This is a genomic window from Pseudoalteromonas sp. UCD-33C, assembly GCF_001306895.1.
Classification (GTDB): domain Bacteria; phylum Pseudomonadota; class Gammaproteobacteria; order Enterobacterales; family Alteromonadaceae; genus Pseudoalteromonas.
In genome coordinates this window covers 820130-836699 of record NZ_LJTB01000002.1, presented here as the reverse complement: position 1 = coordinate 836699, position 16570 = coordinate 820130, and the positions used below count along the sequence as shown (strand labels likewise).

18 protein-coding genes are annotated in these 16570 nt (G+C 41.7%); 12 read left to right on the top strand and 6 right to left on the bottom strand.

What is annotated here, in order from left to right; all coding sequences use genetic code 11:
- Positions 1-115: 115 nt before the first annotated feature.
- The 6 genes from ychF to lolB all read right to left on the bottom strand — a co-directional run bounded on the left by ychF (position 116) and on the right by lolB (position 5093).
- Positions 116-1207 carry a redox-regulated ATPase YchF gene (gene ychF / locus AOG26_RS07025; RefSeq protein WP_054561818.1) on the bottom strand — a complete coding sequence of 364 codons (1092 nt, stop codon included), beginning with the start codon at positions 1205-1207 and terminating at the stop codon, positions 116-118.
- Between the two features lie 34 nt (positions 1208-1241).
- Entirely contained in the window at positions 1242-1826 is a 585-nt protein-coding gene (gene pth / locus AOG26_RS07020) for an aminoacyl-tRNA hydrolase (protein ID WP_082401577.1), read from the bottom strand.
- A 19-nt stretch (positions 1827-1845) separates the two neighbouring features.
- Positions 1846-2457: a 50S ribosomal protein L25/general stress protein Ctc gene (locus AOG26_RS07015; RefSeq protein WP_054551653.1), complete on the bottom strand. Its 612-nt coding sequence runs from the start codon at positions 2455-2457 to the stop codon at positions 1846-1848.
- A gap of 152 nt (positions 2458-2609) precedes the next feature.
- Positions 2610-3557, bottom strand: coding sequence for a ribose-phosphate pyrophosphokinase (locus AOG26_RS07010; protein WP_054551652.1), 948 nt, complete (start codon positions 3555-3557; stop codon positions 2610-2612).
- A gap of 79 nt (positions 3558-3636) precedes the next feature.
- A complete protein-coding gene (gene ispE, locus AOG26_RS07005; RefSeq protein WP_054561816.1) occupies positions 3637-4503 on the bottom strand; it encodes a 4-(cytidine 5'-diphospho)-2-C-methyl-D-erythritol kinase in 867 nt (288 codons plus the stop codon).
- A 2-nt stretch (positions 4504-4505) separates the two neighbouring features.
- On the bottom strand, positions 4506-5093 hold the full coding sequence (gene lolB, locus AOG26_RS07000; RefSeq protein ID WP_082389176.1) for a lipoprotein insertase outer membrane protein LolB: 588 nt from the start codon (positions 5091-5093) through the stop codon (positions 4506-4508).
- 83 nt (positions 5094-5176) lie between these two features.
- Between lolB and hemA the strand changes: the two genes are divergently transcribed.
- The 12 genes from hemA (at position 5177) to rlmM (ending at position 16547) form a co-directional block, all read left to right on the top strand.
- The gene (gene hemA, locus AOG26_RS06995; RefSeq protein WP_054561815.1) at positions 5177-6433 is read left to right on the top strand and encodes a glutamyl-tRNA reductase; all 1257 of its coding nucleotides are present in this window, start codon (positions 5177-5179) and stop codon (positions 6431-6433) included.
- A gap of 7 nt (positions 6434-6440) precedes the next feature.
- Positions 6441-7526 carry a peptide chain release factor 1 gene (gene prfA / locus AOG26_RS06990; RefSeq protein ID WP_054551648.1) on the top strand — a complete coding sequence of 362 codons (1086 nt, stop codon included), beginning with the start codon at positions 6441-6443 and terminating at the stop codon, positions 7524-7526.
- A gap of 2 nt (positions 7527-7528) precedes the next feature.
- On the top strand, positions 7529-8371 hold the full coding sequence (gene prmC, locus AOG26_RS06985; RefSeq protein ID WP_054561814.1) for a peptide chain release factor N(5)-glutamine methyltransferase: 843 nt from the start codon (positions 7529-7531) through the stop codon (positions 8369-8371).
- Between the two features lie 45 nt (positions 8372-8416).
- Complete coding sequence (locus AOG26_RS06980; protein WP_054561813.1) at positions 8417-9955, top strand: DUF3369 domain-containing protein; 1539 nt, start codon at positions 8417-8419, stop codon at positions 9953-9955.
- 21 nt (positions 9956-9976) lie between these two features.
- Positions 9977-10351 (top strand): SirB2 family protein, encoded by a 375-nt coding sequence (locus tag AOG26_RS06975; protein ID WP_054561812.1) that lies wholly within the window; start codon positions 9977-9979, stop codon positions 10349-10351.
- Positions 10352-10483: 132 nt separating this feature from the next.
- The gene (locus AOG26_RS06970) at positions 10484-11311 is read left to right on the top strand and encodes a tetratricopeptide repeat protein (RefSeq protein WP_054561811.1); all 828 of its coding nucleotides are present in this window, start codon (positions 10484-10486) and stop codon (positions 11309-11311) included.
- A 15-nt stretch (positions 11312-11326) separates the two neighbouring features.
- Entirely contained in the window at positions 11327-12580 is a 1254-nt protein-coding gene (locus AOG26_RS06965; RefSeq protein WP_054561810.1) for a DUF819 family protein, read from the top strand.
- A 9-nt stretch (positions 12581-12589) separates the two neighbouring features.
- The gene (gene kdsA, locus AOG26_RS06960; RefSeq protein ID WP_054561809.1) at positions 12590-13444 is read left to right on the top strand and encodes a 3-deoxy-8-phosphooctulonate synthase; all 855 of its coding nucleotides are present in this window, start codon (positions 12590-12592) and stop codon (positions 13442-13444) included.
- Positions 13445-13544: 100 nt separating this feature from the next.
- Positions 13545-14441, top strand: a complete 897-nt coding sequence (locus AOG26_RS06955; protein ID WP_054561808.1) for a transcriptional regulator GcvA — start codon at positions 13545-13547, stop codon at positions 14439-14441.
- A gap of 1 nt (position 14442) precedes the next feature.
- The gene (locus AOG26_RS06950) at positions 14443-15087 is read left to right on the top strand and encodes an alpha/beta family hydrolase (RefSeq protein WP_054561807.1); all 645 of its coding nucleotides are present in this window, start codon (positions 14443-14445) and stop codon (positions 15085-15087) included.
- The gene (locus AOG26_RS06945) at positions 15084-15452 is read left to right on the top strand and encodes a DUF423 domain-containing protein (protein WP_054551639.1); all 369 of its coding nucleotides are present in this window, start codon (positions 15084-15086) and stop codon (positions 15450-15452) included. The genes AOG26_RS06950 and AOG26_RS06945 overlap by 4 nt, the downstream gene beginning before the upstream one ends.
- 9 nt (positions 15453-15461) lie before the next feature.
- A complete protein-coding gene (rlmM, locus tag AOG26_RS06940; RefSeq protein ID WP_054561806.1) occupies positions 15462-16547 on the top strand; it encodes a 23S rRNA (cytidine(2498)-2'-O)-methyltransferase RlmM in 1086 nt (361 codons plus the stop codon).
- Positions 16548-16570: the final 23 nt, after the last annotated feature.

Genomic DNA, 16570 nt, shown 5'->3' with positions numbered 1-16570 from the left:
CACTAAAAAGAACAAGCAGAGGTATTACTCACCATGCTTTAATGTTTTAGGAATATTTAGGCAATAAAAAAGGCTCGTAATAACGAGCCTTTTGTAATCGAATGAACGAATATGCTTACACGTTAAATAAGAAGTTCATCACATCGCCGTCCTTAACGATGTATTCTTTACCTTCTTGACGCATCTTACCAGCTTCTTTAGCACCGCTTTCGCCTTTAAACTCAATGTAGTCGTCAAATGCGATAGTTTGTGCACGGATAAAGCCACGCTCAAAGTCAGTGTGGATTTTACCCGCAGCTTGTGGTGCAGTCGCACCTACTGGGATTGTCCATGCACGTACTTCTTTAACGCCAGCAGTGAAGTAGGTTTGTAATTTAAGTAACTCGTAACCACCACGGATCACTAAGTTAAGACCTGGTTCTTCTAAACCTAGGTCAGCCATAAATTCTAGTTTATCTTCTTCTTCAAGTTCAGATAACTCAGATTCAATCGCTGCACATACTGGAATAACAACTGCGTCTTCTGCAGCGGCAATTTCACGTACTTTGTCTAGGTAAGGGTTATTTTCAAAACCATCTTCTGCCACGTTCGCAATGTACATGGTAGGTTTGATTGTTAAGAAGTTAAGTGGCTTAATTGCTGCTTTTTCTTCTTTTGTTAGTTCTAAAGAACGTAACGTTAAACCTTCATCTAAGTGTACTTTTACTTTTTCTAAAACAGCATTTTGCTCTTTAGCGTCTTTGTCGCCGCCTTTTGCTTTTTTAGCATTACGAACAATCGCTTTATCAGCACTGTCCATATCAGCAAGTACTAATTCAGTGTTAATTACTTCGATATCATCAGCAGGGTCAATTGTGCCAGCAACGTGAACAATGTTTTCGTCTTCAAAACAACGAACAACGTGACCAATCGCATCTGTTTCACGAATGTTTGCTAGGAATTGGTTACCTAAACCTTCACCTTTCGATGCGCCTTTTACTAGACCGGCAATATCAACGAATTCCATCGTCGTTGGTAAAATACGCTGAGGATTTACGATAGCGGCTAAATCATTCAAGCGCGCATCAGGAACCGGTACCACACCCGTGTTAGGCTCAATGGTACAGAAAGGGAAGTTAGCGGCTTCAATACCCGCTTTAGTTAGTGCATTAAATAGAGTTGATTTACCAACGTTTGGCAAACCAACGATGCCACATTTAAAACCCATAGTAAGATACCTTGTGTAATTTCATTAAAACGGATTAAGGTTTAAATGAATGTAGTCTGTTTTGTGCTTTTAACACACCATCTTTTGCAAGTATTTCCATACAACGAACTGCTTCGTCAACGGCGGCGTCCATTTTTTCTTGATCGTCTTTCGCGGCTTTACCTAGCACCCAGCCAGTTACCAATTCTCGGTGGCCTGGATGACCAATGCCTATGCGAAGGCGCATGAAATCTTTTTGGTTTGCCATTTTCGCAATAATATCTTTTAAACCATTGTGACCGCCGTGGCCGCCACCTTTTTTAAGTTTTGCAATCCCAGGATCTAAGTCCATTTCGTCATGAGCAACGAGAATGTTCTCAACAGGGATTTTAAAGAAATTAGCGAGACTACTCACCGCCTTACCACTTAAATTCATATAAGTTGTAGGGATCAGTAATTTAAATTCTTGGCCTTGAATAATCACTTTGCCGGTGAGGCCGTGATATTTAGGATCATGTTTGAGTGTGCAGTTATAACGTGCAGCCAGTTCTTCGATGAACCAAGCACCTGCATTATGGCGTGTGTTTGCGTATTCGGGGCCTGGATTAGCCAGGCCCACAAGCATTTGAATAGAATTCAAGGTGTTTACACCTTAAAAATTATTCTGCAGCGTCTTCTGAAGCTTCTTCTTCAGCTGGAGCTGCTTTGTTAGCTTTAACAGTAACAACTGACTGATCGTGATCAGCGCCTTTAGTTAGCTCAACAGATGAAACACCTGAAGGAAGTTTAAGGTCAGAAAGGTGGATTGAATCACCAGCTACTAAATCTGAAACGTTAACTTCAACGAACTCAGGAAGTGCTTTAGGAAGACACGTGATTTCGATTTCAGTTAATTGGTGAACAACAGTGTTACCAGCTTTAGTTACTTTCTCTTCACCGATGAAGTGTACAGGCACTTTAGTGTGAAGTTTGTGAGTAGCATCTACACGTTGGAAGTCTAAGTGAGTGATCTTAGGCTTGTACGGGTGACGTTGAATATCTTTAAGGATAGCTTCAACTGACTCGCCACCGATGTTTAAAGTAAGGATGTGCGTGTAGAAACCTTCGTCTTCTTGCGCTTTGATCATATCTTTGTGTGCAAGAACGATTGATGCAGCTTCTTTGTCAGCACCGTAAAGGATTGCAGGAACTTTATCTTCACGGCGTAGGCGGCGGCTCGCACCAGTACCTGTTTCTGTACGTAATTCTGCATTGTATGTGTAAGTTGACATAATGTCTCCAATAATTAATAGTCTTAGGGCCTTTGCGACCAAGGTCCCCAGCCAAAAGGCGCGCTATCATACCACCCCTTTCAGGGAAAATAAATAACGACTACAAAAAAAGCACCTAGACGGTGCTTTTTTTAGTATTGCAGTAATGTTGATTAGTGTTCAAACATCGCTGAAATAGATTCTTCGTTGCTGATACGACGGATTGTTTCAGCAAGCATATCTGCAAGTGTAAGCACTTTGATTTTATCAATTGCTTTAAGCTCATCAGATAGTGTGATTGAGTCAGTTACGATAACTTCGTCAATGACTGAGTTACGAATGTTCTCAGCTGCATTACCTGAAAGTACTGGGTGAGTAGCGTAAGCAAATACGCGTTTTGCACCGTGTTCTTTAAGCGCTGCTGCTGCTTTACATAAAGTGCCACCGGTATCGATCATGTCATCAACGATGATACAGTCACGACCTTCAACGTCACCAATAATGTGCATTACTTGTGAAACGTTTGCTTGTGGACGACGCTTGTCGATAATTGCAAGGTCTGTGTCGTTTAATAGCTTAGCGATTGCACGAGCACGAACAACACCACCGATATCAGGAGAAACAACAACAACGTCATCGAAGTCGCGTTCTTTCATATCTTCAAGTAGAACTGGGCTACCAAATACGTTATCAACTGGTACGTCGAAGAAACCTTGGATTTGTTCAGCGTGTAAATCAACCGTTAGAACGCGGTCAACACCAACACTTGAAAGGAAATCTGCAACTACTTTAGCTGTAATTGGTACACGAGCAGAACGCACGCGGCGGTCTTGACGTGAATAACCAAAGTAAGGGATAACGGCTGTAATACGTCCGGCAGACGCACGACGTAGGGCATCAACCATAACGATAAGCTCCATTAAGTTATCGTTAGTAGGGTTACAGGTTGATTGGACAATGAAAACGTCAGAGCCACGAACATTTTCATTAATTTGAACACTGATCTCACCGTCACTAAAACGGCCAACAACAGCATCGCCTAATTCAATATACAAACGTTTTGCAACTTTTTGAGCTAGCTCAGGTGTTGCGTTACCAGCGAAGAGCTTCATGTCAGGCACGGTAGGGTTCCTCAGGCACTGAATTTTGGGACTAACAGGCTATGGTAGGCACCAAAGCAGGTTAACATTTACTTGTACGTTACTTCATTTCAAAGTGAGCATTTAATGCTGTATGAGCAGGAGAAAGTGTAGCACTACTTGCAACAAAACCTGTCCATTTTTCTGGTAATTGAGCTAAAACTTGTTGTGCTTGTGCCTCGGTTGAAAACTCAGCAAAGCAGCAAGCGCCTGTACCAGTCATCTTTGACGGGGCGTATTTTAGCAACCACTGCAGGGCTTTTTCAACCTCGGGGCAGAGCTTTTTAACTAAAGCCTCACAATCATTGCCTAAATTTTCTGTTTGCCAGTCTGCTTTTAGCTTAGGTGTGTCGCGCTTTAAATCTGGGTGGGTAAAAATTTTCGCGGTGCTCACATGCTGCCCTGGATGCACCACACAGAACCAACTTTGCGGTAATTCAACATTTTCTAGTTGCTCGCCAATCCCATGCGCAATGGCAGTGTGACCATTTATAAATACTGGTACATCAGCGCCTAATTTCACCCCAAGCTCTGCTAATTCTGTAAGTGATAAATCACAACCCCATAGTTTATTAAGAGCAAGTAGGGTAGTGGCTGCATCAGATGAGCCGCCGCCAACACCGCCGCCCATAGGCAAACGTTTTAATAGCTTTATTGAAGCGCCTTGTTGGCAATTACAGTGTTGTTGTAATAAACGGGCTGCTTTATATATAAGGTTATCTGCAAGCTCAATACCGTTTGTATCACCGGTTACAGAAATACCTGGCTCGTTGTTGACAGTAAATGTTAAGTCATCACCAAACTCTAAAAAGGTAAATAAGGTTTCGAGTTCATGGTAGCCATCTTCACGGCGACCATTTATATGAAGGAATAAATTAAGTTTTGCAGGTGCTATTAAAGTTAGCGGGGCGGTTGAAGCGTGTGTCATGATTAATTTAACTGCCAATCATTAAGTTGAATTTTAATACGAATTTTATTGTTTTTAAGGCTTAGCTTAACAGGAAGCCAATAACCATCTTGTTTGATGTAGTCTGAATAGGTTATTTGCCACTGTTGACCATTGTGAGCTTGCCAAATAAGACTTTTTAAACGGCCTTGCTCATCATAGCTTGCTTGGTCGTTCTCGACGGTGCCTTTTAGCCACTTTGCGGCATTATCTAATGGGATTGAAAAGCCGGTTAAACGATATAACAACATTGAGGCATCACGGTCGGTATATACATTGTCGTCATACTCAAGTTCAGCACCTTGTGCATTTTGTTTTAAAGACAAAATGCGGGTACCAATAAAACTGGTAAGTACCATGTCACTGTATTGCTCATCATGTTGCCAATTTAAATTGGCTGACTGGCGCTGCTCTGTACTAATAAATGCCATTTTGCCTTGCACTTGCCATTGAGCTTGTTGTTCTAATCGGCTTTTCCAGTCAGGATAAATGTAATCAACAGTTGAAATTTTTTGCGCACAACCGCCGATAAATAAAAAAAACATGAATAAAATCAAATATTGTTTAATCAAATGTCGTTCCTTACTTTCCATATTCCGCTGATTTTTGGTAAAATTAATGCCTTTACAGCTGGGCTTAGCAATATTTGGTACATATGACCATCGTAGCACTTGGTATAAATCACAAAACCGCATCCGTAGAATTACGCGAAAAAGTCGCGTTTTCGCCTGAGCAAATGTCTGAGGCGTTACAGCAATTAAGTGGTCATGCGCATTTTAATGAAGCGGTTATTGTTTCGACCTGCAACCGAACTGAAATCTATTGTAGCCTTGCCGAGCGTAATTCCCAAACCTTGTTGCGCTGGTTAGCCAGTTTCCATGGTTTGGATGAACAAGAACTGAGCAACAATATCTATTATCATGAAGATCACGAAGCAATTAATCACTTAATGCGGGTGTCTTGTGGTCTAGATTCGTTAGTACTCGGCGAGCCGCAAATTTTAGGGCAAATAAAACAAGCCTACCATAATGCAAAAACTCACGATGCCATTGGTGTAACCTTTGACCGCTTGTTTCAAAAAACATTTTCTGTGGCAAAACAAGTTCGTACCGAAACTGACATTGGTGCTAGCGCAGTATCTGTTGCTTATGCTGCGGTAAATCTTGCGAAACATATTTACGGTAAACTAGATAAAACCAATGTACTGCTAATTGGTGCAGGTGAGACGATTGAATTAGTTGCTAAGCACTTATACCAAAACGATCCGCAAAAAATAACGGTGGCAAACCGTACTATTGAACGCGCTAAAACCTTAGCCAGTGAGGTTAACGCGGATGTGATTGCACTTGCCCAGTTACCTGAGCGTTTACACGACGCCGATATTGTTATTAGTTCAACCGCCAGTACCTTGCCTATTATTGGTAAAGGGGTGGTAGAACAGGCGTTGAAAAAGCGCCGCCACAAACCAATGTTATTTATCGATATTGCGGTACCGCGTGATATCGAAAGCCAAGTAGGCGAATTAGATGCTGCCTATTTGTATTCAGTTGATGACTTACAAGCCATAGTAAGCGAGAATATCGCCGCTCGTGAGCAGGCTGCGGAGCAAGCGCAAGCTATTATTCGCTCACGTACCGATGAATTTGCTATGTGGTTGCGTTCACTCGATTCGGTGGATCTTATTCGCCATTATCGCAACGATGTACAAGATATAAAGTCAGAACTTGTCGAAAAAGCCCTTGGCCAGCTACAAGCAGGTAAAGAGGCAGAAAAAGTAATACTCGAGTTGGCAAACAAACTGACCAACCGCTTGATGCACGCACCTACCCGTGCCATTCAAGATGCTGCTAAAAAAGGTGAAGCAGCGGAGTTAAGCCAATTAAAGAAAATGTTAGGTATTGATCAGGAATAGTCGTTAAATGAAAGAGTCTGTTTATAGAAAATTAGAAACCTTAGTTGAGCGTTATGAGGAAGTGCAAGCGCTACTAAGCGACCCCTCTGTGATCAGCGACCAAAATCGCTTTCGTGCCTTATCTAAAGAATACTCAGAATTAGAAGAAATCGTAAAAGCATTTTTAGCGTACCAACAAGCACAAGATGATGTTGCTACAGCTGAAGAAATGTTAAAAGACTCTGATCCTGATATGCGTGAAATGGCGCAAGAAGAATACAAAGAAGCAAAAGCACAAATTATTGCATTAGAAGATGAAATCCAAATTCTAATGTTACCAAAAGACCCTAAAGACAATAATAACGTTTATTTAGAGGTTCGTGCCGGTACCGGTGGTGATGAAGCTGCTATTTTCGCAGGTGACTTATTCCGTATGTACAGCCGCTACGCTGAAACTAAAAAGTGGAAAGTAGAAGTAGTAAGTACTAACGAAGGTGAGCACGGCGGTTATAAAGAAGTTATTGCGCATATCTCTGGAGAAGGCGTATATGGTCAGCTTAAGTTTGAATCAGGAGCGCACCGTGTACAACGTGTTCCAGAGACAGAATCGCAAGGCCGTGTTCATACCTCAGCTTGTACTGTAGCCGTTATGGCAGAAATTCCTGAAGCGGAAGCAATTGAAATTAACCCTGCTGATATTAAAGTCGATACCTTCCGTGCATCGGGTGCCGGTGGTCAGCACGTAAATAAAACTGACTCAGCAATCCGTATTACACATATTCCAACGGGTGTGGTTGTAGAGTGTCAGGATGAGCGTTCACAGCATAAAAACCGTGCCAAAGCGATGTCTGTACTAGGTGCACGTTTACAACAAGCTGAAGATGAAAAGCGTCAAGCGGCTGAAGCGTCAGAACGTCGTAACCTAGTAGGTAGTGGTGACCGCTCTGAGCGTATTCGTACTTATAACTACCCGCAAGGTCGTATTACCGATCACCGTATTAATTTAACACTTTATCGTTTGAATGAAGTGGTTGCCGGTGATTTAGGAAGTGTTATCGAACCTCTAATGCAAGAACACCAAGCTGACTTACTTGCTGCGATGGGCGATGAATAATCGTGCCACAAAGCATTGAACAAGCAATTGTTGCTGCAACGGCGTTATTAACGCCTAGCAGCGACAGTGCTAAGTTAGACGCACAAGTCCTGTTATTATCCATTCTTGATAAACCTCGCAGTTATTTATTTACCTGGCCCGAAAAACAACTTACCGAACAGCAACAACTTGACTTTGAACAAGCATGTCAGCGTCGTTTAAATGGTGAACCAGTTGCTCATATTGTTGGTTTTCGTGAATTTTGGAGTCTTCCTTTAAAGGTTAATCCAACAACTCTGATCCCAAGACCTGATACCGAAACATTAGTTGAATATGCTTTAGGCCTTGAGCTTCCTACTGCTGCAAACGTGCTTGACTTAGGCACTGGCACAGGGGCAATTGCCTTGGCATTAGCCAGGGAAATGCCTAATTGGCAGGTGACAGGGGTTGATAGAGTGGCTGATGCAGTTGAGCTTGCCGAAGAGAACAAACAACGACTCAATATTAACAACGCCACTTTTGCGTTAAGCAATTGGTTTAGTGCAGTAAGTACACAAAAGTTTGACCTAATTGTTAGCAACCCACCGTATATTGAACATGATGATGAGCACTTAAGCCAAGGTGATGTTCGCTTTGAACCGCTCTCTGCATTAGTTGCAGATGACGACGGTATGGCTGATATTAAACAAATTATTACTATCGCACGTGACTATTTAGCAACAAATGGCTATCTTTTAATTGAACATGGCTACAAACAAAGTGTGAAGGTACAAGAATTTTTTGCACAAATGTCGTATAGCCATATACTTACAATTAAAGATCTTGGCGGTAATGACCGTGTAACGTTAGCACAATGGCCTAAATAACAATTAAGTGCACTGTGCGTACATAGCCTTTGAGGATCCCATAGAATGGATGATTTTTTGTTTTCGGATGAAGCACTTGATGAAGTAAATGAGGTGGTTCAGGGTAGTTGGAAAGTCATCGTCGTTGATGACGAGCCAGAAGTACATGCCGTAACAAAGCTTGCGTTGAGTGACTTTGAATTTCAAGATAAACGTTTAGAGTTTATCAGCGCCTATTCGGGTGAAGAAGCCAAGCAGGTTATTCAACAGCACCCAGATGCTGCTATCGTACTACTCGATGTGGTTATGGAAACCGATGATGCAGGTCTCAAAGTCGCTAAGTTTATTCGCGAAACTGCAAAAAATAATCACATTCGTATCATTCTTCGTACAGGTCAGCCTGGGCAAGCGCCAGAGCGTCAAGTTATCGTTAATTACGATATTAATGACTACAAATCAAAAACTGAACTAACAGCACAAAAACTATTCACTGTGGTGATGTCGAGCTTACGCTCTTACCGTGACATTTTATCGATTGAGCAATCTCGCCAAGGCCTTGAAAAAATTATTAAAGCATCTCGTAATATTTTCTCGACTCATTCACTAGAAAGCTTTATTGAAGGGGTGATGCAGCAACTTACCTCATTGCTAGGTACTGTTGATCAAGCTATGTATGCAACAAGTTTAGTTGCCAGTAACCCGCAAGATAACCAAAAGAAGCTTGTGGTATTTTCAGGGCGAGGTGAGTTTGAACGCAGTGAAGGCAAGGCGATTGAAGAAGTGCTTGATGAGGAGCAGTTACAAGCCTGCCAACAAGCACTGAGCGAAAAAACCATCGTCTACCGTGAAAACTATTTATTTGCTTATTGCTGTAGTGAATGTAATCACAACTCGATGTTATTTATTTCCGGTATCCCTAAGCATTTAACCGACACTCAGCGTCATTTGATTGAAATTTTCTCGCAAAATGTACAGCTGGCGTATGAAAATGTGCAGCTACAATCTGAAATTGAAGCAACACAGCAAGAGTTAGTATTTAGACTTAGTGAAGCATTAGAGCAACGTTCAACAGAAACCGGTAATCATGTAAAACGTGTATCGCACATTTGTTATGAACTTGCCATGGGCTATGGTCTATCAAAACGCGAAGCAGAGCTTATTCGCTTAGCAGCGCCACTGCATGATGTGGGTAAAGTGGGTATTCCTGATGCCATTTTAAATAAGCCTGGGCCACTTACCGACGAAGAGTGGGCCATCATGCAACAGCATGCTGAAAAAGGTCATTTAATTTTAAAAGGCTCAAATCGTGACATTGTTAATACTGGGGCGATTATTGCGTTATCGCACCATGAGCGTTGGGATGGTTCAGGCTATCCGAAAGGTTTAAAAGGTGATGACATTCCAATTGCTGGTCGCATTGTGGCTTTAGCTGATGTGTTTGATGCACTGCGCCATAAGCGTTGTTATAAAGAGCCGTGGTCACTAGACGATGTTGTGAAAGAAATTAATGCGCAACAGGGTAAACAATTTGATCCTAAGCTAATCGAAGTGTTTAATCAGCGTGTTAAAGAAATAGAAGACGTACTTGTACGTTATCCAGATTAATTAAAATAAAATTAGGGGCATATGGATTATTTAGCAGTAAAACATACTCACATGTTGTTTGCCGTGTTGAGTATTATCTTATTTTACGTTCGTTCTTTTTCACGCTTAAAGACGGGCGCTCTGGCAAAAAATAAAGTGGTGTTTATTGGCAGCCACAGTATCGACACCTTATTACTTGTTTCTGCCGTGGCATTGATTGTAATGGCAGGTTTTAACCCACTTGAACAATCTTGGTTATTAGAAAAGATAATCTTAGTGGTTGCTTATATTGTGCTAGGTATTGTTGCAGCTAAGCAAAGTGCACAAGGCGCGAAGGTTGTATTACTTGCTATAACCACGCTTATTTTATTAGCAATTGGTTATTTAGCGTCTGCTAAAACAGCACTTCTTTTATAACAAATCTCTAGGCGGTATTTGATGGCATAGGCTGTTGTACCGCTTTTTTATATCTCATCGCTCAGTATTGGTAACTTAGGGCAAAAGTAGGTAAACTAGCTGTTCGTTTTTGAAAGAGATGTAGCAGTATAAATGACCACCCCTTGGTTTGAAGATCAAAATGAATCCTATCAAGATGAGGCCTTTGACGCATTTTCTTCTAAAGTGCTTTATCGTTGTATCGACGCCGAATTAAAGTGGGATCAACAAGCTGATTTAACAGCCTGTTATGACACCCTTAATGAGCTTGAAAATACGGTAACAGCTCTTTGCGCTGAATTAAAAGAGCCACATGAGCGTCTCGATAAGTTACTTGATACCTTTTATCAGCAATGGCTGTTTAGCTCATCAAGCTTAAAAGTGCCTGAGTATACGTTAAATAGTTTTAGCTACACCATTACCATGCGCAGTGGCACACAAACCACGCTGGCAATTTTACTTTGCCATTTATTACAGCATGCTGAACTTGATGCCACAGTCACGCTTAGTCAGGGAGACGTGCATGTTCACGTTGGGATGAGTGATGAAGAGGGTTATTTAATTGAGCCAAGCACAGGTCAGCAGAGTTGGTACATAACACCAGAGAATGCTTGTGAAGAAAATGGCGATGAGCAAGAACCGCTGGAACTGATTTTTGAAGAAGAGCTTTATAAGCTGTATCTAGCTCAACAAAAATGGTCGTTTATCAGCGAGAGTAAATTTGGCCATGCTTTGCATTGTGTGGAAATGCTGATGGAATTACTTGGTGATGACCCGTATGAGCGTCGTGACCGCGGCTATTTACTTAATCAGCTAGATTGCCCAAAAATGGCACGGGATGATTTGCAGTACTTTGTCAATGAGTGCCCAGATGATCCTGCTATCGAAGTTATTCAGCATCAAATTGCTGAAATAGAAGACAACAATAATACACACCACTAATTTAAAGGAACATTTATGACTGACGCCCACAGTGCGCTAATTACCAATGACGCAGTCGTACTTGGTTTGCTTGCCGTTATTTTGGGGTTTATTTTTAAAACCTCGCACAGTAATAATGCTGCCTGCCAAAAATTTTATAAATATGTACCGGCATTATTGCTTTGCTACTTTTTACCATCATTACTCAATACCTTTGGGATTGTTGATGGTCATTCTTCAAATGTATATTTTGTGGCGTCGCGCTATTTACTGCCAGCTTGCTTAATATTGCTTACAATTAGTATTGATTTAAAAGCGATTTTAAACCTTGGGCCAAAAGCATTAATCATGTTTTTAACAGGCACCATGGGTATTGTTATCGGTGGCCCACTGGCTATATTAGTAATGAGTGCTGTTTACCCAGAGGCTGTGGGTGGTCATGGCCCTGACGCTGTTTGGCGTGGTATGACGACCATTGCCGGCAGCTGGATTGGTGGCGGCGCAAACCAAGCTTCAATGAAAGAAATGTTTGAAGTAGGCGGCGATATCTTCTCTGCAATGGTGACTGTTGATGTGATAGTAGCTAACTTATGGATGGCTGTACTGTTATTAATGGCAGCAAACCATAAGGCGATTGATGCTAAAACAGGCGCAGATACGCGTGCAATTGAAGATTTAAAAGAGCGCGTAGAAAAGTATCACGCTGAGCATGCGCGCATGCCAACTCTAAATGATTATATGACGATTATTGCTATTGCCTTTGGTATTACAGGCCTTGCACATTTTTGTGCAGACTTTTTAGGTCCGTTTTTTGGGGCTAACTTCCCATGGGCACAAGAGTATAGTTTAAACAGTAAATTCTTCTGGTTAATTGTTATCTCTACCACAATTGGTATTAGTTTATCGTTTACTAAAGTTCGCCATATTGAAGCTTTTGGTGCGTCAAAAGTAGCATCAAGCTTTTTATATATCCTTGTTGCTTCAATTGGCTTACACATGAATATTACCGCGATTTTTGACTCGCCAATGTACTTTGTACTCGGTGCGATTTGGATGATTACCCATGCAAGCTTAATGCTTATTGTGGCGAAATTAATTAAAGCTCCACTGTTTTACATGGCAGTAGGCTCTCAAGCCAATGTAGGCGGCGCGGCATCAGCACCTGTTGTTGCATCAGCTTTCCACCCATCGCTTGCGCCAGTAGGTGTTTTACTTGCTGTTTTAGGCTATGGTGTTGGTACCTACATGGCTTATATTTGTGGATTAATGCTACAAGCTGTTGCACCTTAAGGAATAGAAATGAACAACCAGTTAATTAAAATTAACGAGATTGAATTAGCCAACGACAAACCATTTGTATTGTTTGGTGGTATGAACGTACTTGAATCACGTGATTTAGCGATGCGTATTGCGGAGCATTACGTAGAAGTAACATCAAAGCTAAACATTCCATACGTTTTTAAAGCCTCTTTTGATAAAGCTAATCGCTCTTCAATTAACTCATACCGAGGCCCGGGCATGGAAGAAGGTTTAAAAATCTTTGAAGAAATTAAATCTACTTTTAATGTGCCACTTATCACCGACGTACATGAGCCGCATCAAGCTGCTCCTGTAGCTGAAGTGGTTGATGTAATTCAGTTACCGGCATTCCTAGCTCGTCAAACTGACCTAGTTGTTGCTATGGCAAAAACGGGTGCCATCATCAACGTGAAAAAACCACAGTTTTTAGCACCACACGAAATGCGTCATATCATTAAAAAGTTTAATGAAGCGGGCAACAACAATGTTGCACTGTGTGAGCGTGGTACTAGCTTTGGTTATAACAACCTTGTGGTTGATATGCTTGGTATGGATGATATGAAACCTATGGCGCCGGTAATCTTTGATGCAACTCACGCATTACAACGCCCAGGTGGCCGAGCTGACTCTGCGGATGGTCGTCGTGCTCAAGCTGCAGAACTTGCTCGCAGTGGTATGGCATTAGGCATTGCAGGTTTATTTATTGAAGCGCACCCTAATCCGAATGAAGCAAAATGTGATGGTCCATGTGCACTTGCACTAAGCAAGCTAGAAGGTTATTTATCGCAAATGAAAGCGGTTGATGACTTAGTTAAAAGCTTTGCACCACTCGATACCAGCGCAAGCGATTTATAATTTAAGTATATAAGTATGAATAAGGCGACCATGGTCGCCTTTTTTTATTTGTATCGCTATAATCGATGCATAAGAAAAACTAATTCTAAGTTTGGTGTTTATGTCTCGTCGTTTACCTCCTTTAAATGCACTAAAAGCATTCGAAGCCGCTGCCCGCCATTTGAGCTTTACCAAAGCAGCAGAAGAGCTATATGTAACGCAGGCCGCGGTGAGCCACCAAATTAAAACCCTTGAAGAGCATTTAGGTTTAAAGCTATTTTTACGAAAGAATCGTTCTTTGCTGTTAACCGAAGAAGGGCAAGGCTACTTTTTAGATATTAAAGAGATCTTTACCCAGCTGATAGATGCCACAGAAAAACTGCTAGCCCGAGGTGCGAAAGGTTCACTCACGGTAAGTTTAACGCCAAGCTTTGCGATTCAATGGTTAGTACCCAGACTTAGTTTATTTAATGAATTACATCCAGAAATCGACGTGCGAATTAAGGCGCAAGATCAGGATGAAAATTCACTTTCTGACGATGTTGATATTGCTATTTACTACGGCCGTGGTCACTGGAGTGGGGTGCAGACATATAAGCTGCACACTGAATACTTAGTGCCATTATGTAGCCCATTGTTGTTAACGGGCCCTAAGCCGCTTAATCAACCCAGTGATTTAGCAAATCATACCTTATTGCATGATACCACCCGTAAAAATTGGAAAACGTGGATGAAAACGGCAGGTGTACGTAATGTACAAGTTAACCAAGGGCCGATTTTTAGTCACTCATCGATGGTATTGCAAGCCGCGGTTCATGGGCAGGGGGTTGCAATTGGTAATAGCGTTTTAGCAAAACCTGATATTGATGCGGGCCGACTCGTCATTCCATTTAGTCACTCATTAGAAAGTAAAAATGCCTACTATTTAGTGATCCGCGAATCTCAAACAGAGCTTGGTAAAATAGTCTCTTTCAAAGACTGGATGCTGAGTTTAGTTGAGCAAGAACAAGAGTATTAACATGTTACAGTGGTTTAAAAGTGCAACGGGCAAGGCGCGTGCACAATTTATATTTGCCCATGGTGCAGGGGCAGGTAGTGATTCTGAGTTTATGCAAACAATGGCTAACTTGATTAGTCAGCATGAGATTGATGTAGCCTTGTTTGATTTTCAGTATATGCAAATTGCAAAAGAAACAGGCAAGCGTAGGCCACCCGAGCGTGCTCCTAAGTTACTTGGCTACTTTAGTGAAGTTTTAGCCGAGCGCCAGCCAGATTTACCGCTATTTATTGGGGGGAAATCTATGGGTGGGCGTATGGCTTCTATGCTTTGTACTGAGCAAGACCAAGCTCAAATTGCTGGCGTGGTGGCTTTTGGCTATCCGTTTCATCCACCGGGTAAACCCGAAAAACTGCGTATAGAGCATTTTGTTGATATGCCATGCCCTTTTTTAGTCCTGCAAGGTGAGCGTGATACATTTGGTAATCAGCAAGAACTCGCTGAGCTTGAAATGGTTAATCCGCCAGAGATTAAATTTCTCAAAGATGGTGACCACTCATTAAAACCTCGCAAAAAAAGTGGCATTACAGAACAAGAAAACTTACAGCAAGCTGCAGATTATGCAGCGCAGTTTATTATGAATTTAGCGGCTGGAGATGCGCAATGATAAAACTATATTTAATGATTGGTAGCTTATTTTGCATGCTTTCGGTAATGCTTGGCGCATTTGCTGCTCATGGTTTAAAAAGCCGTGTTTCTGAGTATGCGATTGGAATTTTTAAAACCGCTGCTGAATACCAAATGGTGCATGGCCTTGCATTGATAGCAATTGCTATCTTAATTAAGTGGGGCATGAACTTAAGCTGGGCTGGTGGATTTTTTATCGCAGGGACCGTGTTATTTAGCGGTAGTTTGTATTTACTCGCACTAACGGGCATGAAGTGGCTTGGGCCTATCACCCCAATTGGCGGTGTTTGTTTTATTATTGGTTGGGCTATTTTGTTAGTTCAAGCAGCACGATATAAGTTTTAAGGGTTATCTATGTCGAGTGTAGTTATTTATTGTCGCAGTGGTTTTGAAAGTGATGCCGCTGCTGAAATTACTTTTCAGGCTGCTGAACAAGGCTTTGCTGGTTACGTAAAAACAAAACCAAATACAGGTATTGTTGTTTACGAATGTTTTGATGCAAGCCACGGTGAAGAAATCATCAAAAAAGTAGATTTCAAGAATATGGTATTTGCTCGCCAATGGTTTACTGGCACCTTAGTCGATAACATGCCACTTGAAGACCGTGTAAGTGCTATTGTTGAAGCTGCCGCTGAGTTTCCTGAATGTGGTGACCTACGTGTAGAAACGCCAGACACCAATGAAGGTAAAGAGCTTAGTAAGTTCTGCAAGAAGATTTCGACGCCACTGAAAAAATCGCTTGAAAAGCGCTCGAAGGTAACACGCGAGCTTGCCGAGAAAAAACCCGTTATGCATGTGTTATTTTTAGCAAACGACAGTGCTTATGTTGGCTACTCATACACATTTAATAATTCGCCTTTCTTTATGGGCATTCCGCGTTTACGTATGCCTAATGATGCGCCGAGCCGCTCAACATTGAAACTTGATGAAGCCTTTAACGTATTTATTCCACCCCATGAAGCTGAAGAGCGTATGCAACCTGGCATGCGAGGGGTTGATTTAGGCGCTTGCCCTGGTGGTTGGACTTATCAGTTGGTGCGCCGTGGAATGTTTGTAAGCGCAATCGATAATGGCCCTATGAATGATGACTTGATGGAAACTGGTCAGGTTAAGCACTTTAGAGTAGATGGTTTTAAATACCGCCCAGAAAAGCGCAATATTCAATGGTTAGTGTGTGACATGGTAGAAAAGCCGGCTAAAGTGACCAATCTAATGATAGATTGGGCGGTGAATGCCTACGCAAAAGAGCTTATTTTTAATCTTAAACTACCGATGAAAAAACGTTTTGATAGCGTTTACGAGTGTTTAAAAATGATTAAAGAAGAGCTTGAAAAGTATGGTGTAAGTTACGAATTACAAGCCAAGCATTTATATCATGACCGTGAAGAAGTCACCGTACATTTAAATGTAACCAAGGTGCCACAGAGCCTTTACAGTTAACCTTAATTTGAAATTAAAAAGGC

What these genes read in the sequence shown, in the direction of transcription:
- AOG26_RS06970 (WP_054561811.1), top strand. Translation starts at nt 10,484, where the DNA reads ATGACCACCCCTTGGTTTGAAGATCAAAATGAATCCTATCAAGATGAG.
- AOG26_RS06950 (WP_054561807.1), top strand. Translation starts at nt 14,443, where the DNA reads ATGTTACAGTGGTTTAAAAGTGCAACGGGCAAGGCGCGTGCACAATTT.
- ispE (WP_054561816.1), bottom strand. Translation starts at nt 4,503, where the DNA reads ATGACACACGCTTCAACCGCCCCGCTAACTTTAATAGCACCTGCAAAA.
- kdsA (WP_054561809.1), top strand. Translation starts at nt 12,590, where the DNA reads ATGAACAACCAGTTAATTAAAATTAACGAGATTGAATTAGCCAACGAC.
- AOG26_RS06955 (WP_054561808.1), top strand. Translation starts at nt 13,545, where the DNA reads ATGTCTCGTCGTTTACCTCCTTTAAATGCACTAAAAGCATTCGAAGCC.
- prfA (WP_054551648.1), top strand. Translation starts at nt 6,441, where the DNA reads ATGAAAGAGTCTGTTTATAGAAAATTAGAAACCTTAGTTGAGCGTTAT.
- ychF (WP_054561818.1), bottom strand. Translation starts at nt 1,207, where the DNA reads ATGGGTTTTAAATGTGGCATCGTTGGTTTGCCAAACGTTGGTAAATCA.
- hemA (WP_054561815.1), top strand. Translation starts at nt 5,177, where the DNA reads ATGACCATCGTAGCACTTGGTATAAATCACAAAACCGCATCCGTAGAA.
- AOG26_RS06945 (WP_054551639.1), top strand. Translation starts at nt 15,084, where the DNA reads ATGATAAAACTATATTTAATGATTGGTAGCTTATTTTGCATGCTTTCG.
- AOG26_RS06965 (WP_054561810.1), top strand. Translation starts at nt 11,327, where the DNA reads ATGACTGACGCCCACAGTGCGCTAATTACCAATGACGCAGTCGTACTT.
- AOG26_RS07015 (WP_054551653.1), bottom strand. Translation starts at nt 2,457, where the DNA reads ATGTCAACTTACACATACAATGCAGAATTACGTACAGAAACAGGTACT.
- rlmM (WP_054561806.1), top strand. Translation starts at nt 15,462, where the DNA reads ATGTCGAGTGTAGTTATTTATTGTCGCAGTGGTTTTGAAAGTGATGCC.
- AOG26_RS06975 (WP_054561812.1), top strand. Translation starts at nt 9,977, where the DNA reads ATGGATTATTTAGCAGTAAAACATACTCACATGTTGTTTGCCGTGTTG.
- AOG26_RS06980 (WP_054561813.1), top strand. Translation starts at nt 8,417, where the DNA reads ATGGATGATTTTTTGTTTTCGGATGAAGCACTTGATGAAGTAAATGAG.